At 56.8% G+C, this 18,323-nt stretch carries 16 protein-coding genes; 9 read left to right on the plus strand and 7 right to left on the minus strand.

Annotated elements, in window-relative coordinates; translation table 11 throughout:
* Positions 1 to 41: 41 nt before the first annotated feature.
* Positions 42 to 1,025, minus strand: coding sequence for a LysR family transcriptional regulator (locus tag ACUN8H_RS09750; RefSeq protein ID WP_445531947.1), 984 nt, complete (start codon positions 1,023 to 1,025; stop codon positions 42 to 44).
* 355 nt (positions 1,026 to 1,380) lie between these two features.
* On the opposite strand from ACUN8H_RS09750, the gene ACUN8H_RS09755 reads away from it, so the two are divergent.
* The 3 genes from ACUN8H_RS09755 to ACUN8H_RS09765 are packed head-to-tail and all read left to right on the plus strand — an operon-like array spanning position 1,381 to position 3,817.
* On the plus strand, positions 1,381 to 2,133 hold the full coding sequence (locus ACUN8H_RS09755; RefSeq protein WP_445531948.1) for a 5-oxoprolinase subunit PxpA: 753 nt from the start codon (positions 1,381 to 1,383) through the stop codon (positions 2,131 to 2,133).
* Positions 2,130 to 2,870 (plus strand): 5-oxoprolinase subunit PxpB, encoded by a 741-nt coding sequence (gene pxpB / locus ACUN8H_RS09760; protein WP_445531949.1) that lies wholly within the window; start codon positions 2,130 to 2,132, stop codon positions 2,868 to 2,870. The genes ACUN8H_RS09755 and pxpB overlap by 4 nt, the downstream gene beginning before the upstream one ends.
* Positions 2,867 to 3,817 carry a 5-oxoprolinase subunit C family protein gene (locus tag ACUN8H_RS09765; RefSeq protein ID WP_445531950.1) on the plus strand — a complete coding sequence of 317 codons (951 nt, stop codon included), beginning with the start codon at positions 2,867 to 2,869 and terminating at the stop codon, positions 3,815 to 3,817. The genes pxpB and ACUN8H_RS09765 overlap by 4 nt, the downstream gene beginning before the upstream one ends.
* A gap of 59 nt (positions 3,818 to 3,876) precedes the next feature.
* On the opposite strand, the gene ACUN8H_RS09770 is transcribed toward ACUN8H_RS09765, so the two are convergent.
* From ACUN8H_RS09770 to ACUN8H_RS09790, 5 genes are all read right to left on the minus strand, one after another.
* A complete protein-coding gene (locus tag ACUN8H_RS09770) occupies positions 3,877 to 4,908 on the minus strand; it encodes a leucyl aminopeptidase (protein ID WP_445531951.1) in 1,032 nt (343 codons plus the stop codon).
* A gap of 129 nt (positions 4,909 to 5,037) precedes the next feature.
* A complete protein-coding gene (locus tag ACUN8H_RS09775) occupies positions 5,038 to 6,546 on the minus strand; it encodes a sodium:solute symporter family protein (protein ID WP_445531952.1) in 1,509 nt (502 codons plus the stop codon).
* Complete coding sequence (locus ACUN8H_RS09780) at positions 6,539 to 6,727, minus strand: hypothetical protein (RefSeq protein ID WP_022521540.1); 189 nt, start codon at positions 6,725 to 6,727, stop codon at positions 6,539 to 6,541. Before ACUN8H_RS09780 ends, ACUN8H_RS09775 begins: the two co-directional genes overlap by 8 nt.
* A 21-nt stretch (positions 6,728 to 6,748) precedes the next feature.
* On the minus strand, positions 6,749 to 9,754 hold the full coding sequence (locus tag ACUN8H_RS09785) for a c-type cytochrome (RefSeq protein ID WP_445531953.1): 3,006 nt from the start codon (positions 9,752 to 9,754) through the stop codon (positions 6,749 to 6,751).
* Entirely contained in the window at positions 9,747 to 10,235 is a 489-nt protein-coding gene (locus ACUN8H_RS09790) for a (2Fe-2S)-binding protein (protein WP_445531954.1), read from the minus strand. The genes ACUN8H_RS09785 and ACUN8H_RS09790 overlap by 8 nt, the downstream gene beginning before the upstream one ends.
* A gap of 463 nt (positions 10,236 to 10,698) precedes the next feature.
* Here ACUN8H_RS09790 and ACUN8H_RS09795 point away from each other — a divergent pair, with 463 nt between their 5' ends.
* From ACUN8H_RS09795 to ACUN8H_RS09810, 4 genes are read left to right on the plus strand one after another with little or no spacing between them, the layout of a single operon-like run.
* Entirely contained in the window at positions 10,699 to 11,859 is a 1,161-nt protein-coding gene (locus ACUN8H_RS09795) for an FAD-dependent monooxygenase (protein WP_445531955.1), read from the plus strand.
* Complete coding sequence (locus ACUN8H_RS09800; protein ID WP_445531956.1) at positions 11,856 to 12,674, plus strand: alpha/beta fold hydrolase; 819 nt, start codon at positions 11,856 to 11,858, stop codon at positions 12,672 to 12,674. Before ACUN8H_RS09795 ends, ACUN8H_RS09800 begins: the two co-directional genes overlap by 4 nt.
* A gap of 45 nt (positions 12,675 to 12,719) precedes the next feature.
* Positions 12,720 to 13,472, plus strand: coding sequence for a maleate cis-trans isomerase family protein (locus tag ACUN8H_RS09805; protein WP_445532177.1), 753 nt, complete (start codon positions 12,720 to 12,722; stop codon positions 13,470 to 13,472).
* 15 nt (positions 13,473 to 13,487) lie between these two features.
* The gene (locus ACUN8H_RS09810) at positions 13,488 to 14,156 is read left to right on the plus strand and encodes an N-carbamoylsarcosine amidohydrolase (protein WP_445531957.1); all 669 of its coding nucleotides are present in this window, start codon (positions 13,488 to 13,490) and stop codon (positions 14,154 to 14,156) included.
* Between the two features lie 42 nt (positions 14,157 to 14,198).
* Here the strand turns inward: ACUN8H_RS09810 and ACUN8H_RS09815 are convergent, their stop codons facing one another.
* On the minus strand, positions 14,199 to 14,681 hold the full coding sequence (locus ACUN8H_RS09815; RefSeq protein WP_445531958.1) for a MarR family winged helix-turn-helix transcriptional regulator: 483 nt from the start codon (positions 14,679 to 14,681) through the stop codon (positions 14,199 to 14,201).
* Between the two features lie 209 nt (positions 14,682 to 14,890).
* On the opposite strand from ACUN8H_RS09815, the gene ACUN8H_RS09820 reads away from it, so the two are divergent.
* Positions 14,891 to 17,161, plus strand: coding sequence for a molybdopterin cofactor-binding domain-containing protein (locus ACUN8H_RS09820; protein ID WP_445531959.1), 2,271 nt, complete (start codon positions 14,891 to 14,893; stop codon positions 17,159 to 17,161).
* On the plus strand, positions 17,161 to 18,129 hold the full coding sequence (locus ACUN8H_RS09825) for an XdhC family protein (protein ID WP_445531960.1): 969 nt from the start codon (positions 17,161 to 17,163) through the stop codon (positions 18,127 to 18,129). Before ACUN8H_RS09820 ends, ACUN8H_RS09825 begins: the two co-directional genes overlap by 1 nt.
* Positions 18,130 to 18,323 lie beyond the last annotated feature (194 nt).

Raw genomic sequence — 18,323 nt, forward strand, 5'->3', positions numbered from 1 at the left:
CCTCTTATTTCTATTAATAGTATTGTGCTAACCGTATGGTGCTAACAGTGTGGTGCTTTGGTGGTACCAGAGGAGGCGCCGGTGGCAACCCAACGCCCGTAGAAAAGTGTGGTGGCCATATCGGCACGGCGCGCCTGTGCATAGCCGCAAGCGCACTCTTGGGCCAGGCGGGCCACACCGCGACAAAAGCGCGGATGGTTAGCGTGACGCCATATCACATCATAGTGCATCGCCGGTAACGGCACCGGCAGTTCAAGCCGGTAAAGCTCCCCTCGCTGCCACTCTTCCAGCACGGTAGCCACTGGCAAGGCGCCAATCCCCAGACCTTCAGTGGTCATGCGTACTATCGTCATCAATGTGCTGACGCTGTGAATTCGGGGGCTGACCACGCCCTGCTCTGCCAGGTAATTCACCAGCTCGGTATAAGGTCGCGCCAGCTTGCCAAAGGAAATAAACGGCAGTTGCCTGCCCCAGTTGCCGACACTTTCGCTGAGCAACGGCGCGTGTCGAGGGGAGACGAACATACCCATCTCATAAGGGCTCAACGACTCATAATCGATCTGCTTCTGGGGTGAATATCCGTTCATCGCCAGCACGATATCCAGTTCGTTGCCCAGTAGCCGCTCATTGAGCACCGGTGAGTAATCCACTGTTAGCTCGATAGTCAGGCGTGGGTAGCGCTCGGTGAGCCTGCGCATAAACTCTGGGAACCAGCTATGGGCAATCGTTTCAATCGTGCCGAGCCGCAATGGTGCAGAAAACGCCTCTTCATCATCGAAAAGCCTCATTGCCTCGTCACGCTGGTGCAGCATTCGCTCAGCGTGCACAAAGAATTCACGGCCACGCATGGTGGGCTGAATGGGCCGGGCGGCACGTTCTAGCAGTAACTCACCCACGGCGGTTTCAAGACGTGAAATACGCTCAGAAACTGAGGGCTGAGTCAGGTGCAAACGAGTCGCCGCCTTACGGAAGGAGCCCAGCCTCACCGCCCATACAAACGCCTCAAGTTCCTTAAAATCGAGCATAGTGACACGCCTACGAATGACTTTTGAGAGTGACTAAGCGCCGTCTTACTGACACGCAACGCTAACTGCTGTGTGCTGATGCTCGTGAACACAAGATCACTATGCAACTTCGAGACCATCTGCGGCAGCGCTGTTTCACCAACGTTATTATCACGCCCCGCCCTTACTGTGATAAGCGTATCGTGCCCAAGCGTCAACTATTTTTCCACCAAATAACAATATGATAGGAGTGTCCGATAGTTAGTATCGTCAAAAACGATTGGCACTCAAGATGCGGTGTTCATATATTGGTGATGGATTTTATTCCCCCATCAGCCACGTGAAAGCACCCACGGCACCAACGACAGGAGTCGCTATGGCCATCCCCCTGCTTAATTGCGATATGGGCGAAAGTTTCGGCAACTGGACTATTGGTTTAGATGCCGAAGCAATGCCCTATGTCGATTGCGCCAATATCGCCTGCGGCTTCCACGCCTCCGACCCCCATGTCATGCGCCGCACGGTTAAGCTGGCTGTGCAAAACGGCGTTCGCATTGGCGCGCACCCTGGTTACCCGGATTTGATGGGCTTTGGGCGCCGCTCCATGGCCTGCTCGGCCGAAGAGGCTGAAGATATGGTGCTCTATCAGGTCGGCGCCCTGGCAGGCATTTGCCAAGCCGAAGGCGCACGGCTCAGCTATATCAAGCCCCACGGGGCGCTGTATAACGACATGGCCGCCAACCCGGCGCTACTCGAAGGCGTCATGCGCGCCGTGCGTGCGTACGACGCCCGCCTGCCGCTGATGATTATGTCGACCGCCGACCCCGAGCCGCACCGTGAGCTGGCCGCCAAAATGGGTATTACCCTGTGGTTCGAAACCTTTGCCGACCGTGCTTATGATGGCAACGGCCACTTGGCCTCACGTCGCCTGCCTAACGCTGTGCACCACGACCAGAACACCATCGTCAATCAAGCCATCAAGCTGGCCAAAGGCGAGCCGCTCACCGCACTCGACGGAACAACGCTGCATTTACCCTGCGATACGCTCTGCGTTCATGGCGATAACCCCGAGTCAGTGGCCGCCGTACGCGCCATTCGCGAGGCCTTTCAGGCGCTGGAGCAGGCGTGAAACCCATTACTGAAAAAAAAGCTGAAAGAAGCACTAACGTACGTGTTGAAACCGCCGCCATGGATGCCCTGATGGTGCGGCTGTTCGACACCATCGACGAGGCCAACATGGCCTGGGTGATCGCCGCCGACCAAGCGCTGCGCAGTGCTTTCGGGGCTGCCCTGATTGATCTGGTGCCTTCCTACACCACGCTACTCGTGCACTACGACTGCGAACAACTGAACCACGGCGCGGCCTGCCAGCTGATCTACCAGGCGCTCTCCGGGCTCTCCCCGGCAGACACTCAGGCGGGGGAGCTGCATGATATTCCGGTGTGGTACGACGAAAGCGTCGGACCGGAGCTGCCCCTGGTCGCTAAACGTGCGGGCTTGAGTGTCGACGAACTGATCCAGCAGCACTGCAACCACGACTACTGCGTGTTCGCGTTGGGCTTTGCGCCCGGTTACGGCTTTATGGGCCTGGTAGACGAAGCGTTGTCAACGCCACGCCTGAAAACCCCGCGTCGCAAGGTAGCCGCTGGCAGCGTCGGTATCGCCGACCGGCAAACGGCGATCTATCCGCTGCTCTCGCCGGGCGGCTGGAACATCCTGGGCCGCACCAACGTGCCGCTATTCGAATACGCCAAGCGCGGTGACCCCCTGTTTCGCCCCGGCGATAAGGTGCGCTTTAGAGCAATCTCCCGCGAAGCGTTTGAAGCCGACGGTGGCGATACCACCCCCATGGAGGAGCGGCTATGAGCCCCGCGGCTAACAATGAAGCATCAAAAGGGCTGGTGGTTAAGCAGGCGGGGCCGCTGGCGTTGATACAAGATGCCGGACGATTTGGCGTCGGCCACTTCGGCGTTACTCAGGGCGGCGCTGCCGACTGGATCGCGTTTCGCTGGGCCAACTGGCTGCTGGGCAACGCACCCAACAGCGCCGCGCTGGAAATTGTCATGGGCGGCGGTTTGAGCTTTGAAAGCGAAAGCGAAGTGCGCCTGGCGCTGGCTGGCGCCGATTTAGATGCCCAACTGGACGGCAAGCCGCTCGCCCCCAATGTCAGTTTTAAACTCCTACCCGGCCAGCGCTTGGTATTTCGCCAACCGCGCCAAGGTTTGCGCGCCTATCTCGCCTTCCCAGGCGGCCTGAATGCACCGGAAGTGCTGGGTAGCCGCGCCTGTACTGCCCGCGAGCAATTGGGCGGCCTGCACGAAGATGGCAAACCGCTAAAAGCGGGTGACCGACTGACCTGGAAAGGCGCCGCCCCGGCGGTTTGCCGTATTGCAGAAGTGCAAGGGCCTCAGATGCCAGTGTCAGGTTGCCGTTTACCCATCGTGCTCGGCTCGCAAATCGCCGCCTTCAGTGGCCGCTCTCTTTTCCAAGCCTTCAACCAACCGTGGAGCGTGGATAACCGTGCCGATCGTATGGGCGTGCGGCTCACTGGCCCTGCCCTGCTTGGCTCCCTGACGGGCATCATCTCCGAAGGCATTCCGTTGGGGGCGGTGCAGATCCCACCAGACGGCCAACCCATCGTGCTGATGAATGACCGCCAGACCATTGGCGGCTATCCGCGTTTAGGCGCTCTCACCCCGATTGCTTGCGCCACTCTAGCTCAATGCCTGCCCGGCACCCAGGTATGGCTGACGCCGGTCAGCGCCAGCCAGGCGCAAGATGATTATCGGCAGCAGTTAATGGTTTGGCGTTAAAGCGACAAAGCCCCTAATCAGGGGCTTTTAACTGCATGACTTCCTGCTCGTCGCTCGCGTTAGTTTCTAGCCATTTGCAGTTCTTTAACGACGATATCACCGTCAACGACGATGGGCTCGCCATCCAGGAAGAGCGAGCAGTTGCGCATGGGAATATCCAGATGGCAGGCAGTATCGTTAGATCCACCCAGTTCACTGTTCGGGCCGGTGGAGAACATCACGTTGCCATAGAAACTGCGCGGCTCCATTCCCATACCACCGGGGAACTCGCCCGGCACCATGCGATGCCACTTGGCGTTCGGGTTCATGCCCCAGCCCACATGGCTCATGCCCATGCCGCGCGGGTCGTTAAAGCTATCCATATAAGATTTCACTAGCTCCGCATCCAGCCCACCGCGTATATCGGTAATCCAGCCCTTCTCAATGGTGTAGGTAATCGGTTCTCTGACATACATGTTCTGGGGTAGCAGAATGTCACCCGGCGCCACCACAATGGTGCCATCAACACCATCGTCGTCACCGCCGGTAAACACAAAACCAGAAGGCCAGTGATCCCAACGCCCCGGTTGGTCGGTACAGGCATATTCAGCAACCGTCTCATAAGTATTTAGTTGGTAGGTCACATCCGTGCCATGGGGCGAGGTGATGCGCATCACTTTGGCTTTTTCCAGCAGCGCGGCGGCCAGTTCGACCTTTTCACGCAACTCTTGGCTAGGCAGCATTCGGGCCAACAGTTCCGGCGGTTCAACCGCGGTCAATATACGCGTACCGGCTGCTTGAATTGCCATTTGCTCAGGCGAGAACAAGAGGAAAATACAGTCGATCAACATGTCACAGTTCTTTAGCGCTTCCACCGCATCGGGCATGCTGGCTAGTCCCGTTGCTCCCACGGCCCAGCCACCTGTCGGTAGCGGCGAGGGTAACCGCATGTGGTACATGTTGGCGCCCAGGCGTTGTCCAGCCGCCATAAAGGCATCCGCATACTCAAGGCGTTCACTGCCCTGGGTCAGCACAACGAGTTTTTCGCCTTCATGTACGCCGGACATTTTTAGCTGATGGAGGCAAATTTCGGCAAAGCTTGCGTGATCCATAAATTCTCCTAACTCCCCAGGCGAAAGCACAGCTATAGCGTACTGGGAAGTGTTAGCTGAGAGCGCTCGTGCTCGCCTTTGGGCACACCAAGCGCTCTATGGTGTTATCGGTTCAAAGCTGAACGTCAATTAGGCAGCCGCCTCTTTCGTCGCTTGATCGGAGGTAGGACGGCGCTTTTTACCCAGCTCTTCCGCGATGGCGGTAAAGAAGGCGTCCGAAGAGGCTTGATGAGGTTTGGTCATAAGGCTAACGCCAACAAACAGCACACTAGCGACCACAATGCCCCAAACGCCAGCGGGCAGGCCCAGCAGTGAATTGCCAGTGGCATACATCAGCAGTACAAAGGCGCTGGTGCCCACCACGCTTACCAGTGCACCGACGCCAGTACCGCGCTTCCAATAGAAGGCACCGATCAGTGCGGGCACCATGGCTACTAGGCCAGAGGAAGCAGCCACCGACAGCACCGCAATAAGGTCAAGCTGCAGCTCGGCAAAGGCCAGCGCCATCAGTGCGATCACCGGCACCACGAACTTGCCCACCAGCAGTTGGCGCTTTTCACTGACGTTTGGTTTAACGTTCGCATAGACGTCGCGGGAGACCATGGACGCCAGGGTCAGCATGATCGAATCGATAGTAGAGACCGCGGCCGCCATAATGCCGATCATCACAATCACCCCTAATACGGGCGGTACAAACTCCGAGGCCAGCAGTGAAGGCGTGGCTAGATCCGCACGCTCAAGACTTGGGAAAGCGGCTAAGGCGGAGAAACCCCAAAGCACAGAAACCATGGTGTAGATGAAACCAAACACCAAGAAGCCGATCAGCATGTGGCGCATGGAGCGCAGCGAAGAGGGCATAAACAGGCGCTGACTGACCTGTGGGTTGGAGATACTAAAGAAGAACCAGGGAATGGTGAGCCCCAGGAAAGTGACAAAGCTGAACAGGCCAGGGCCGGGCACCGTGAGCGACTGCGGATGTTCCGTTGCCAGCGTATCGAATAGTGCACCGAAACCACCCAAGCCCTGGATCACCAGGAAAGCCACCAGGGTTGAGGCGACAATCATCATGATAGCCTGGAGCGAGTCGGTCCACATCACCGAACGAATACCCGCGATATAGGAGAAGAAGATGGCGATGACCGTGGCCAGCACCACCCCGGTAGTAAAGGTAATCGCCCCATCAGTAATACCCTGCAACAGGTAACCAACACCCGCGAGCTGAACGGCCGAGTAGGGAATCAGGAAGATACAACTGGCAATCGAGACAGCCATGGCCACATGTTTGCTGTTGTAGCGGTGGCCGAGCATCTCACTGGGGGTTACAAAGCCAAACTTCTTGCCCACCGCCCAGAATTTAGGCCCGAAAACAGCCACCAGGGAAACACCGGCAAAATAGATAATTTCAAAGCCTAGGGCGCCAACGCCGCCAGCATAGGTAAGACCTGCCAAACCCACCATCATAAATGCGCTATACGTCGTGGCACTGTAGCTCAGCGCGGAGACAAAGCCGTTCATTTGTCGGTTACCCAGGAAGTATCCCGACATACTTTCGGAAGGGCCTTGGCGAGACATAATCGCAATGCCAATAGCGATCAATAAGTAGATGGCAATGGACCACCAGATGAGTGACTCAGTCATTGCTGTGCTCCTCAAAATCTTTAGTGATAAACACATTCAGCGCAATGATGGCCAACCCTGCCAACATCCAAAACAGGAAGCTGCCGTACCAGAGCGCGACCCCGCTCAAGAGGGTGTAAGGCACTAAATAGCTGAGTAAGACGACGGCCCATACTAGCCATATCCATTTACTACGTTTCATAGTCCACCTCGTTTTATTACGTCAGGGAGTAGAGTGAGTGTTGTTGTGGTGAGGCTGGCGTAACTCTGCGGTACGTTGTTCTACTTGTTGCCAAGGCGCTTTCTCTGGGGCAAAACGCGCTCGGAGGTAGGTCGTCAAATCAGCGACCTGGGTATTACTAAAGCTGTCGTCAAAGCCTGGCATGCTACCAATACCGGGAACGTGTTCGGCATGAACACCGCCCAAAATTGACTGAATAACGTTATCGGGATGATCGCTGTGCAAATTGGTATTTAGCGCCAGATTAGTGCTCGCCCTCGAAAAGGTAGGAACGCCAGAATCAACATGGCACGCCGCACAGGCGCCCTCGAAGAGCCGCTCCCCTGCCTCCATTTCTGTTGAGCTAACGGCTGCACTGGTCACGCGCTGCGTAGCTTCCGCCATAGCCGCATCGCTATTACCTGTGGGCGCCTGCATCTGGGCGGCCACATAGTGGGCAATAGCCCGCACATCGTATTCAGGCAGCTCAGCCAGCCCCGCTACCACCGGGGCCATAGGGCCAGAGGCAACGCCGTGGAGGGCAGATTCGCCGTGGCGTAGATAGTCGTAAAGAGAGGCTTCACTCCAAGGAATTGGCGCACGCGATAGCGTATTAAGCGGTGGTGCTTCCCAACCATCTACAAAGGCACCGGCAAAATACAACTCGCCGTTTTTCTCAGCGCCCATGGCATTGCGGGGACTATGGCAAGCGCTGCAGTGGCCTAATCCTTCGGCAAGGTAAGCCCCCCGGTTATACAGTTCGCTTTGCATGGGGTCAGGTTGGAAAGGAGTTGCATCGTGATAAAGCGTATTCCAGCCTGCCATTAAGCTACGCACACTGAAGGGGAAGGTGAGCGCATTGGCTTTTTTTTCAGTCGACACTGGGCGCTGAGCCATTAAGTAGGCGTAAAGCGCCTGTAAATCGGCATCACTGGTCTTGGCAAACGCCGTATAGGGGAACGCGGGATACAGGTGGCTGCCATCGCGGCTGATCCCGTGGCGCATGGCGCGTTCAAAGGCAGCGTAAGACCACCGACCAATCCCCGTCGCCTCATCCGGCGTAATGTTAGTGCTATAGAGCGTCCCGAAAGGTGTCTCAAACTCACGCCCGCCTGCGCTGGTCACGCCACCCTCAGTGGTATGACACGCCGCGCAGTCGCCTGCAGCCGCGACGAGTCGCCCGCGCTCAATGGTCTCGGCAGAATAGAGATTCGCGGCTGGTCTGGAAATCGGCGCAATGGCCCCTTTCCACGGCCACGCCACGGCCGCAGTGCCCGCAATGGTGGTGAACGCTGCGGCAGCTAACCAGCGGCGCTTCTTAAAACGCGGCTGTTTAAATGAACGCCCTGCTTCCTCATTGGAAGAGGCTTCGAGCGCTTGGCGTACGCGCTTGGCGGTAAACGGTGGTTGGCGAAAACGCAGGCCAGTGGCATCAAAAAGCGCATTGGCTATTACCGCAACACCCGGCGATAACTCCACCCCGGTCAATACGTCTTCACCGGCGGTTTGATTAACAACTTTCTCAACAGGGCTTGGCGAAGAAGCGGTGGTTGGTAATCCTGCTGAATATTCACTTTTAGTCAGCGCACGACTGCCGTCACCCCACTCGTCGAAACTGGGCGCTTGCCCCAAAAGGGGGCGCGCCTCGCCCAATACCCGGGCCTGTAGCGTTTGCTGAAGGCGATCAGTATCCACATCTGGGCCAGCGTCCTGCCCTACCACCAAACGGGTAAGCTGGACATCGCCGGTAACACGATTAACCTCCACATCGGCAATCCAGGCAGAGCGCACTCCCGATTCCACGCGTTGTTCGCGGTCAGGTAGTTGGGAGTAGGCAAAACCCCGCCCGCTCAATAGATCCTGGGGTAAAGAGTCCGCTGATGGATTGAACGCCCTTTGCCACTCGGCCCGTTTAGCAACGGACTCAATCAGTTCAATACCACGCGCATCGTCAAGGTGGCGAAGTCGCAGCGCGACAGGGTCTTGGTCACTCTCGCGGGCAACCTCATCTAAAAAAGATTCCCGAGCGAACGTCTGCTGTATACCCATCAAGGTGGAATTGGTGGAGAGCGAGTCTGGCTGGGAGCGTGCGGCAAGGTATTGGTCGCGAAATACATAGGGCGAGAACGGCGTTGTGTCTTGCTCGCCGACGGTGGCCTCAGCGCTAGACGTTGTTATCGCGGCCCTACCACTTAACAACAACCCTACGGCAGCCACCTCACCAGTGAGATTGGCCTGCTGATAGTGATAACGGGCTATCTCACCACTACTGGCAATATCCGCGTTTAAGGTAATTCGCTGCGCTTGGCCCAATGCCTGAACATCTTTGGCGTAGCGGGCATCAAGCCAGACGGCTACCGGGCCGCCCACCGCCCGCGACATCAACGCCGCATCCACGGCGGCATCGTCACCGCAATGGCGACCCAGCCCTGAGGCCTGATTTGATGCGTGTTTACCATCGGCGCTATAAAGCTCAATCTGGCTAATATTCAGCGCGGTTAACCGGCTTAGATCCTGTTTCAGCGCCGCTGGGGTGACGGTTTTCCCCCACACACTCAATTGTTGGTCGCCACAATCGACAATTACCCAGCTGGGATGATTGCCCCAGCGCATGCGACTCGGCCAGCCATACGCATGTTTCGAATGTGTGTACGACTGGCCAGGCTTTACAAGAGGCGAATCAGAGGGCGCTTGATCGCTTTCAGGCGCTTTTTCGGGCGTCTGGTGAACAGCCTGCCACTCAACCTTCAGCTGTTTAGCAGCATCGGTCGCCAAGGCCAAACTATCGGCAACCACCCCCACAAAATTTCCTTCCACCACGACTTCAATATATCCTGCTAGCGAGGCAATGCTGCTGCTATCGACGCCAACTAAGCGATCACTCTCGAAACGCTCACCATTCCACCGGTAGTAAGGTGGACGCACGACGACACCAAAACGTGCCTTCGCTAGCAGCGCGGGGATGCCGGCCTGTTTTTGCTGGCCATGGAGCATCGACCCTTCACTCATGAGAAGCCTCCTGCAACGCGGCCGCGTTAATGACTACGGCACGCTCCGCTGCCTGGAGAATTTCAACATGGGTGCCACATCGGCAGAGGTTATGCTCTAAAGCGGTGCGAATCTGCTGCGCAGAGGGTTGGGTATTATGATTTAGCAGCGCACGAACAGTGATGATCATACCGTTCAAACAGTAGCCACACTGGGCTGCCTGAGCATCGATAAAGGCTTGTTGTACAGGGTCAAGCTCACCGCCCTGGGAAAGACCATCAAGGGTGGTGACCTCATGACCAACGGCAGCAGACACGGGCAGCACGCAGGTGCGTGCTGCCATGCCATCAATCAATACACTGCATGCCCCGCACTCACCCAAACCACAGCCATACTTGGGCCCATTGAGCGCCAGGTCGTTACGCAACACATTGAGCAATGGTGTCTGCGGCGGCACGTCCAGCTCACGTTCTTGCCCATTGATAGTTAGCTTTAGCGTCATAGGGGATCATCATCGTTATTGTTAAGCCCGCACTCTTGTTCTGGATAGGGCTTGGATATGACTTAGATGTTACTAATAAATACTGCCTGTCAAACACGCTTCGTAGCACCTTAAACCAGCCTATTTTCATCTCCCTTTCACAGGCGGCCAATCGACTTGCACCAGCTAAGTGCAGAGCTAATACCCATCGAGCATTAAAGGTGCATACGCTATAAAAACAAACCTAATAAACGTATAGCACTCAATGGAGGCGTTTTTCAAGTTTTTGCATAAAACCAAAAAAACAACTATAAATCCATTTAATTCATATATTTATTTAAAAATACCGCCCTGTTTTCGTTAAAAAATAATTTCGAAACTAATTCTTGACCAAAAAATAAATGGTGTATACGTTGTTTTATAGCATTCACGAACGCATTCGGAAACGAGTGATAGGCGAATAAAACAGCGAGGAAACCAGTATATGAACAACAAACCCACCATCGCCGTTATTGGCGCGGGCCTTGGCGGCGCCGCTGCAGGCGCGCTGCTGCAGCAAGCGGGTTACCCCACCAAGGTGTACGAACAGGCACCAGCGTTTGCACGCCTTGGGGCAGGCATTCACCTTGGCCCCAACGTGATGAAAGTGATGAGCCGGATCGGCATTGAGGAGAAGCTCAATGCCATGGGCTCACACCCCGATTACTGGTTTAGCCGCAACGGTATGACCGGCGAGTATCAGTCTCGCATCCCGCTAGGCGAGTTTGCTCGCGAAAACTATGGGGCGGCCTACATCACCGTACACCGTGGTGACCTGCACGAATTGATGGTCAGCACGCTCGACCAGAACAACCTCTATTTCGATAAGCGTCTGGTCGATGTCGACGACAGCGGCGGCAAGGTCGTCATGACCTTCGCCGATGGCTCAATCGAAGAAGCTGATTTGGTAATCGGCGCTGATGGCGTTAATTCACGCCTGCGCGAGAAGCTGCTCGGCCCTGAAGCCCCGATCTATAGCGGCTGGGTCGCTCACCGGGCTATCATCTCTGCCGAAAAACTCAAAGCATATGACCTGGATTTCGAAGCCTGCGTGAAGTGGTGGTCGGAAGATCGCCACATGATGGTGTACTTCGTGACCGGCGACGAGAAGGAGTATTACTACGTGACCGGTGTGCCTGAACCCGATTGGAATCACGGCACTTCCTTCGTCGACAGCTCCCGAGAAGAGATGCGCAAAGCATTCGAGGGCTACCACCCCACCGTACAAGCGCTGATTGACTGCACTGAAACCGTCACCAAATGGCCCTTGCTGGAGCGCAACCCGCTGCCACTCTGGCATGAAAATCGGCTAGTGCTGCTGGGCGATGCCTGCCACCCGATGAAGCCGCATATGGCGCAGGGCGCCGCCATGGCCATCGAAGATGCCGCCATGCTGGTGCGCTGCTTGGAGGAAGTGGGTGCCGAACACTACCAGCAGGCATTCGAGCTTTACCGCACCAACCGTTTTGAACGCGCCTCGCGGGTTCAGCAGGTTTCCCACGACAATACCTGGTTACGGGAAGACGAAGATCCGGCCTGGGTATTTGCCTATGACCCCTTTGAAGTACCGCTGAAGCAACCAACCAGTCAAGGGAGCCCAGCATGAGCAGCAACTATCTCTATGGCGCCAACGTGCAAGCCAATGGTATTCGTCAGCACTACCTGCGCTTCAGTGACAGCGCCGAAACCTCGCGCCAGCCGCTGGTACTGATACCCGGCATTACCAGCCCAGCCATCACCTGGCGTTTCGTGGCCGAGCGGCTCGGTCAGCACTTCGACACCTATGTGCTGGATGTTCGCGGACGCGGCTTGTCGTCCACCGGGCCTGACCTCGCCTATGACACCGACACCTGCGCCGACGATGTGATTACCTTTATCGATGCGCTGGGGCTGAACAGTGTCATCCTGGCCGGCCACTCCATGGGAGCGCGCTTTGGGTTGCGCGCCATGAGTCGCGGCGCCAAAGGCATCGACAAGCTGGTACTTATCGATCCACCGGTGTCAGGACCAGGGCGTCGTGAGTATCCCAGCAAGCTGCCCTGGTACATGGATTCGATTCGCGACTGCACCCGTGGTGCCGATATCGAGACCATGCGCCACTACTGCCCCACCTGGAGCGATGAGCAACTGCGGTTACGCGCCGAGTGGTTACACACTTGCTTTGAGCCCGCCATTGTTCAGGCGTTTGAAGAGTTCCACAGCATCGATATCCATCAGGATTTCCCCGGCATTACAGTGCCGACGCTGCTGATGTGTGCGGGTAAAGGTGGGGTTATTCAGGATGAAGATCGCGCCGAAATAAGCGCCCTGCTACCGACGATTCGCATTTCCACCGCGGCACGAGCGGGTCACATGATTCCCTGGGATGATCTCGACGGTTTTTTTGCCGCGTTTGAAGACTTCCTGGGCAAACAACTCTAACAAAGGCCAATGATCATGAATCACAGTCCTATGTCTAACAATTCCATGGCCAAGACATACCGTATCGGCCAGATCGTTCCCAGCTCCAATATCACCATGGAGACCGAAATACCCGCCATGTTGACGGCGCGTCAGTTAATCCGGCCTGAGCGCTTTACTTTCCACTCCAGCCGCATGCGCATGAAAAACGTCAGCAAGGACGAGCTAGCCGCCATGGATGCAGAGTCAGACCGCTGCGCTCTGGAGCTTTCTGATGCCGCAGTGGATGTGATGGGCTACGCCTGCCTGGTGGCCATCATGGCGATGGGGCCTGGCTACCACCGAGAGTCGCAAAAGCGTCTGCGCAGCCGTACCGAAGAGAACGGCTGCGACACGCCGGTGGTCACCAGCGCCGGTGCCCTGGTCGATGCCCTGGGTGTGATGAAAGCCAAGCGGGTGGTAGTGGTGGCGCCTTACATGAAGCCACTGACCGAAATGGTAGTCGACTACATCCGCCAGGAAGGGATAGACGTGCTCGACTACCGCGCGCTTGAGATTCCCAATAACCTGGACGTCGCCCGCCATGATCCGGCCAATCTTCCCGCCATTGTCGCCAGCCTCGATTTAAGTGACGTGGATGCCATCGTGCTTTCCGCCTGCGTACAAATGCCCTCGCTGCCTGCTGTCGCCAAGGTAGAGGCGCTAACGGGCAAGCCGGTGGTAACGGCGGCCATCGCCACTACCTACGCCATGCTGAAAGCGCTCGATCTAGAGCCGATCGTGCCCGGCGCGGGCGCCTTGCTGTCCGGCGCCTACTAGGAGGGCGTAACCACGATGATGTACTCCAATCAAAGCGCTAGCGCCAACGACGTGGGCGATAACTCCTTGGGCAGTAATTACCAAGGGGTATGGGATGGGCGTATCGGCTTTGGCAAAACGCCTGCACTGCTCGTGGTCGATTTCATGCAAGGCTATACCACACCGGGCTCACCCCTCTTTGCCGAGGGGGTAGTGGATGCCGTGGCTAAGATGCCGCCACTATTGGATGCCGCGCGGCGCACTGGCACACCCATCATCCATACCAATATCCTCTACCACGCCGCGGATCAGATCGACGGCGGCATCTGGGTGAAGAAGGCGCCGGTAATGCGAGCAATGGTGGCAGGTAACCCTTATGCCGACTTCTGCCCTGAAGTGGCTCCGCGTAAAGACGAGCTGGTAATGACCAAGCAGTATGCCAGCGCGTTCTTTGGTACCTCGCTCGCCTCTACGCTGGTTGCCATGGGCGTCGATACGCTGATCATCACCGGCTGCTCCACCAGCGGCTGCATTCGCGCCACTGCCGTTGACGGCGTACAGCACGGCTTTCGGGTGATGGTCGTGCGCGACTGCGTCGGTGACCGTCATCCCGCGCCCCATGAAGCCAACCTGTTTGATATCGATAGCAAGTATGGTGATGTGATTGGGCTGGATGAAACACTTGGCTACTTGGCAGGCCGCTAGCGCGCTTCTGCAAGCGAAGGTGGAGTCTCCACCTTCGCGGTGTTAGCCATCGGCATTCATTTTTTCCAGCAGGTGCATCAAGGCAACCCGCTCGGCTGGATTGAGGTTCTTCATGGTCTGATCACTGATCTGTTTGGCGCTGGGCACCATCTCTTCAACCAGGGCGGCACCCGATTCGGTGATCACGACCATTACCTTGCGCTGATCCTTCGGGTCGGTGGTCAATGTGATCCATTCACGCGCCTTGAGGCGCTTGATAACACCGCGAATGGTCGCCGGGTCTATCGCCGTCACGTTGACAATCTCGGTCAACGAACTGGGGCCGCGCTCCATCACCGTGCACAACGTTACAAATTGGATGGCGGTTAACTGCTTATCGCTGCTATAACGCTGAAAAATAGCCGTATGACGCTGGTAGGCCTTGCGTAACAGATGGCCCACCTGCTTAGAAAAATCATACCCCTGCTGTGAAGGCGTGGGGTGCTCGCCGGAGGACGAGTGTTGTAACGCACTATCCGTAGTCATTCCCTATCCTTACTGTATTGGCGACGTCGTATATCGAGTATGGCTTGGTTTATAAAGTGATGCATCAACGTATGAAATACTGCTTGCGCAGAGATAATTGCGCGTGCTTTTATGGTGTGTACGCTATAATTTTACCTTATTTAACTCTCGATAAGCACCTCGAATCCGCATTGATAGACGCATTTAAACGTTAGCTTGGGAGGCGTGCCATGGCTGATAAACTTAACTACACGAGACAGTCGTTGCTCCATGAGCCGGATCTTCTGGTGATCTATCGTGAGCCAGTCGCGCCCCCCAAGCCCGCACCGGGCCAACCGGGCACACACTCTGATTTCATCCCAGTGGAGCCCGAAATATTCATTGCCGTGTTGAGCGACAGCCATATCCTCGCCTTCAATGGCCATGTGGATCTAGGCACCGGCATTCGCACGGCACTGGCACAAATCGTGGCCGAGGAGCTGAACGCTCCCTTCGGTGGCGTCACCATGGTGCTCGGCCACCCCTTCGACGTGCCCAATCAAGGGCCCACCATTGCCAGCGCGACGATCCAAATCACCGCCGAACCACTGCGGCGGGCTGCTGCGCAGGCGCGCGAGTACCTACTCACGCTAGCCGCTCGCCACTTCGGCACAGAGCGCTCCCTGCTCACCTGCCAGGACGGCTATCTACAGCCTAGCGACAAGCGGCATCCGCCGGTGAGCTACGGCCAATTGTTGTGCGGTAATCGCCACGCCTTGCGGCTGGCCGATAGCGCACCGCTCAAACCTGCCAGCCACTACACACTGGTGGGCCAATCCACCGCCCGCGTGGATATACCCGGCAAAGCCACAGGCGAATTGACCTTTGTCCACGACCTGCGCCTGCCCGACATGTTGCATGGGCGGGTTGTCCGGCCGCCGTATGCAGGTCACGACAACGGCGACTTCATTGGCACCAGTTTAATCACGGTAGACGAAAACTCCGTGGCGCACCTGCCAGGCGTAGTCAGCGTTGTCGTCATCGGCGACTTTGTCGGCGTCGTGGCCGAACGGGAAGAGCAGGCCGCTAACGCTGCCAGGCAACTCAAGGTCGAGTGGCGTCCAGTCGAAGACCTGCCCTCATTGAGTAATATCGAACAGGCGATACTGGACCTGCCCAGTGAGGAGCGTCTGCTGCTCGACGAAGGCGATGCAGAGCGCGCGCTTGCCGACGCCCACCAGCGCATTGATCGTCATTATGTATGGCCCTTTCAGTTGCATGGTTCCCTTGGCCCCTCCTGCTCGGTCGCCGATGCCAATGAGAATGCGATACACGTCTGGTCAGGAACCCAGAACCCGCACAGCCTGCGTGCCGATCTGGCACGGCTTACCGGCCTTGATGAGAGAGTCATTACCATCACCCGCATGGAAGCTGCTGGCTGCTACGGTCGCAACTGCGCGGATGATGTGGGTGCCGATGCGGTGCTGCTTTCCCAGGCAGTCGGCCGACCGGTTCGCGTACAATTGACCCGCTCGCAAGAGCACCTATGGGAGCCCAAGGGGGCGGCCCAGACGATGCAGATCCAGGGAGCTTTGAATGCCGATGGCAGCCCAGCAGCCTATCGGTTTCGTACGCGCTACCCCTCGAACAGCGCCCCCACCCTGGCCCTGTTGCTGACGGGGGCGGTACCGCCTATCGACATTCCCTTCCAGATGGGCGACCGGACATCGGTGCCGCCCTACCACTACCCGCATCGCCAGATCCTGTGTGAAGACGTGCCCACCCTTGTTCGTGCTTCCTGGCTGCGCGGCGTCTCGGCACTGCCTAACACCTTCGCGCACGAAAGCTATATCGACGAACTCGCCTACTTGGCCGGCGTGGATCCCGTGGAGTATCGATTACGCTACCTAAACGATACCCGCGCCTGCGAGCTAGTCGAGGCGCTTGCAGCGCGAGCGAACTGGCCAACAGGCGTCGCCAATGCGAATCCGCGTAGTGAGGCCGATTGGCATTACGGCCGTGGTTTTGCCTATGCGCAGTACGTGCACAGCAAATTTCCAGGCTTTGGCGCAGCGCTAGCCGCCTGGGTGGTCGAGCTCAAGGTGAATGTGAAAAGCGGCCGGATTGTCTTGGAACGACTTTACGTGGGGCAGGACGCTGGCCTTATGGTGAATCCGGCGGGTGTCCGTCATCAGGTGCATGGCAACGTCATCCAGATGCTCAGCCGCACTTTGAAAGAGCGGGTCACGTTCGAGGACGGCTTGCCTACCAGCACAGAATGGGGAGGCTACCCGGTACTGCGTTTCTCCGAGCTTCCCACTATCGAGGTCATGCTGCTTGACCGTCAGAAAATGCCGCCACTGGGCGTCGGCGAGTCAACCGCTCTCCCCGGCGCTCCTGCGATTGCTAACGCGCTATTTGACGCTACAGGCGTACGATTTACCCATCCGCCCTTTACCCCTGCCTGCGTTCGCGAGATTCTAAAAGCCTCCCGCAACCATCCCTTGGAGGCCGTTAGTTAATGCATCATCTTGATTTGCAGGTTATTGAACGCGCATTGAAATGGGCCAATGAAGGGCTGACGGTGTGGCTCTGCACGGTGTTGAAAACCTTTGGTTCCTCACCTCGTGAGCCAGGGGCGATGCTGGTAGCGTGTTCAATGGGAGAGTATATCGGTTCATTATCGGGCGGCTGCGTTGAAGAAGACTTCATCGGCCGTTTGCAGAGCGGCAATTTCGACAAGCCTGTGCAACAAATACGTTATGGCGGCGAGGATAGTGCTGCATCAGTCCGCTTGCCATGCGGCGGCAGCTTGGACGTGCTGGTGGAACTATTGGCACCGACGGCCGAAAACCTCACCCACCTAGAAGTGATGCATGCCACCTTACTGGGCCGGCAATCGCTATCCCGCGCTATCTCGTTGCCCGATGGCCGCAAGCGTTTCAATCCTGCCACGTTGGCTGAGCCCGCTGTTGCCTTCGATACCACCAGCGTCAACATTCGCATCGGTCCAGCGCTACGGCTTATTATCGCGGGTATCTCTTCAATCTCGTCACACTGCGCCTTGTTCGCACGATCGCTTGGTTTTGAAGTCATCGTTTGCGACCCCAACGAGGGCGCTCGCAAGAATTTCGATGTACCTGGCGTGGAAGTACAAGCCGTACTGCCTTCCGTTTTTATCGCTTCAGGCGGTTGCCACGCCAATACCGCCGTGGTCGCAGTGACCCATGACCCACGTATTGATGATCTGGCGATGATCGAGGCCGTCCGTACGGAGGCGTTTTACATTGGCGTTATGGGCTCGCAGCAAACCTCACAACAACGGGCAGAGCGGCTATTACGCTCTGGCGGACTGACAGACGCTCAATTGGCAAGGATTACGATGCCGATTGGTCTTAATTTAGGCAGCAAAACACCGTCTGAGATTGCATTGGCAGTCATGGCCGACATCGTGCGTCTCTATCGTGGCAAACATCGAAATGAGTTGTAAATAGTGGGTCATTAGCTATCCAGCAGCCAGACCCTGCCGCTTTAGCTATTTTAAACCTTGCGTTTATTGTTTCTTTATTGGAAACAAGCAAATGGCTCATGCCAAAGCAACGGCCTAGCTTAGTAAAAAAGTAAAGGGCGGCGCTTTTATAACGACGGTTAGGGAGGGCTTTAACCAACAACCTAAATTAAAAT

Source organism: Vreelandella sp. V005, from assembly GCF_052645115.1.

Bases quoted from the DNA above. Each gene is read 5' to 3' on its own strand.
- ACUN8H_RS09815 (WP_445531958.1), bottom strand. From the start codon at position 14,681: ATGACTACGGATAGTGCGTTACAACACTCGTCCTCCGGCGAGCACCCC.
- ACUN8H_RS09795 (WP_445531955.1), top strand. From the start codon at position 10,699: ATGAACAACAAACCCACCATCGCCGTTATTGGCGCGGGCCTTGGCGGC.
- ACUN8H_RS09770 (WP_445531951.1), bottom strand. From the start codon at position 4,908: ATGGATCACGCAAGCTTTGCCGAAATTTGCCTCCATCAGCTAAAAATG.
- ACUN8H_RS09820 (WP_445531959.1), top strand. From the start codon at position 14,891: ATGGCTGATAAACTTAACTACACGAGACAGTCGTTGCTCCATGAGCCG.
- ACUN8H_RS09750 (WP_445531947.1), bottom strand. From the start codon at position 1,025: ATGCTCGATTTTAAGGAACTTGAGGCGTTTGTATGGGCGGTGAGGCTG.
- ACUN8H_RS09765 (WP_445531950.1), top strand. From the start codon at position 2,867: ATGAGCCCCGCGGCTAACAATGAAGCATCAAAAGGGCTGGTGGTTAAG.
- ACUN8H_RS09805 (WP_445532177.1), top strand. From the start codon at position 12,720: ATGGCCAAGACATACCGTATCGGCCAGATCGTTCCCAGCTCCAATATC.
- ACUN8H_RS09775 (WP_445531952.1), bottom strand. From the start codon at position 6,546: ATGACTGAGTCACTCATCTGGTGGTCCATTGCCATCTACTTATTGATC.
- ACUN8H_RS09780 (WP_022521540.1), bottom strand. From the start codon at position 6,727: ATGAAACGTAGTAAATGGATATGGCTAGTATGGGCCGTCGTCTTACTC.
- ACUN8H_RS09800 (WP_445531956.1), top strand. From the start codon at position 11,856: ATGAGCAGCAACTATCTCTATGGCGCCAACGTGCAAGCCAATGGTATT.
- ACUN8H_RS09785 (WP_445531953.1), bottom strand. From the start codon at position 9,754: ATGAGTGAAGGGTCGATGCTCCATGGCCAGCAAAAACAGGCCGGCATC.
- ACUN8H_RS09825 (WP_445531960.1), top strand. From the start codon at position 17,161: ATGCATCATCTTGATTTGCAGGTTATTGAACGCGCATTGAAATGGGCC.
- ACUN8H_RS09755 (WP_445531948.1), top strand. From the start codon at position 1,381: ATGGCCATCCCCCTGCTTAATTGCGATATGGGCGAAAGTTTCGGCAAC.
- ACUN8H_RS09790 (WP_445531954.1), bottom strand. From the start codon at position 10,235: ATGACGCTAAAGCTAACTATCAATGGGCAAGAACGTGAGCTGGACGTG.
- ACUN8H_RS09810 (WP_445531957.1), top strand. From the start codon at position 13,488: ATGATGTACTCCAATCAAAGCGCTAGCGCCAACGACGTGGGCGATAAC.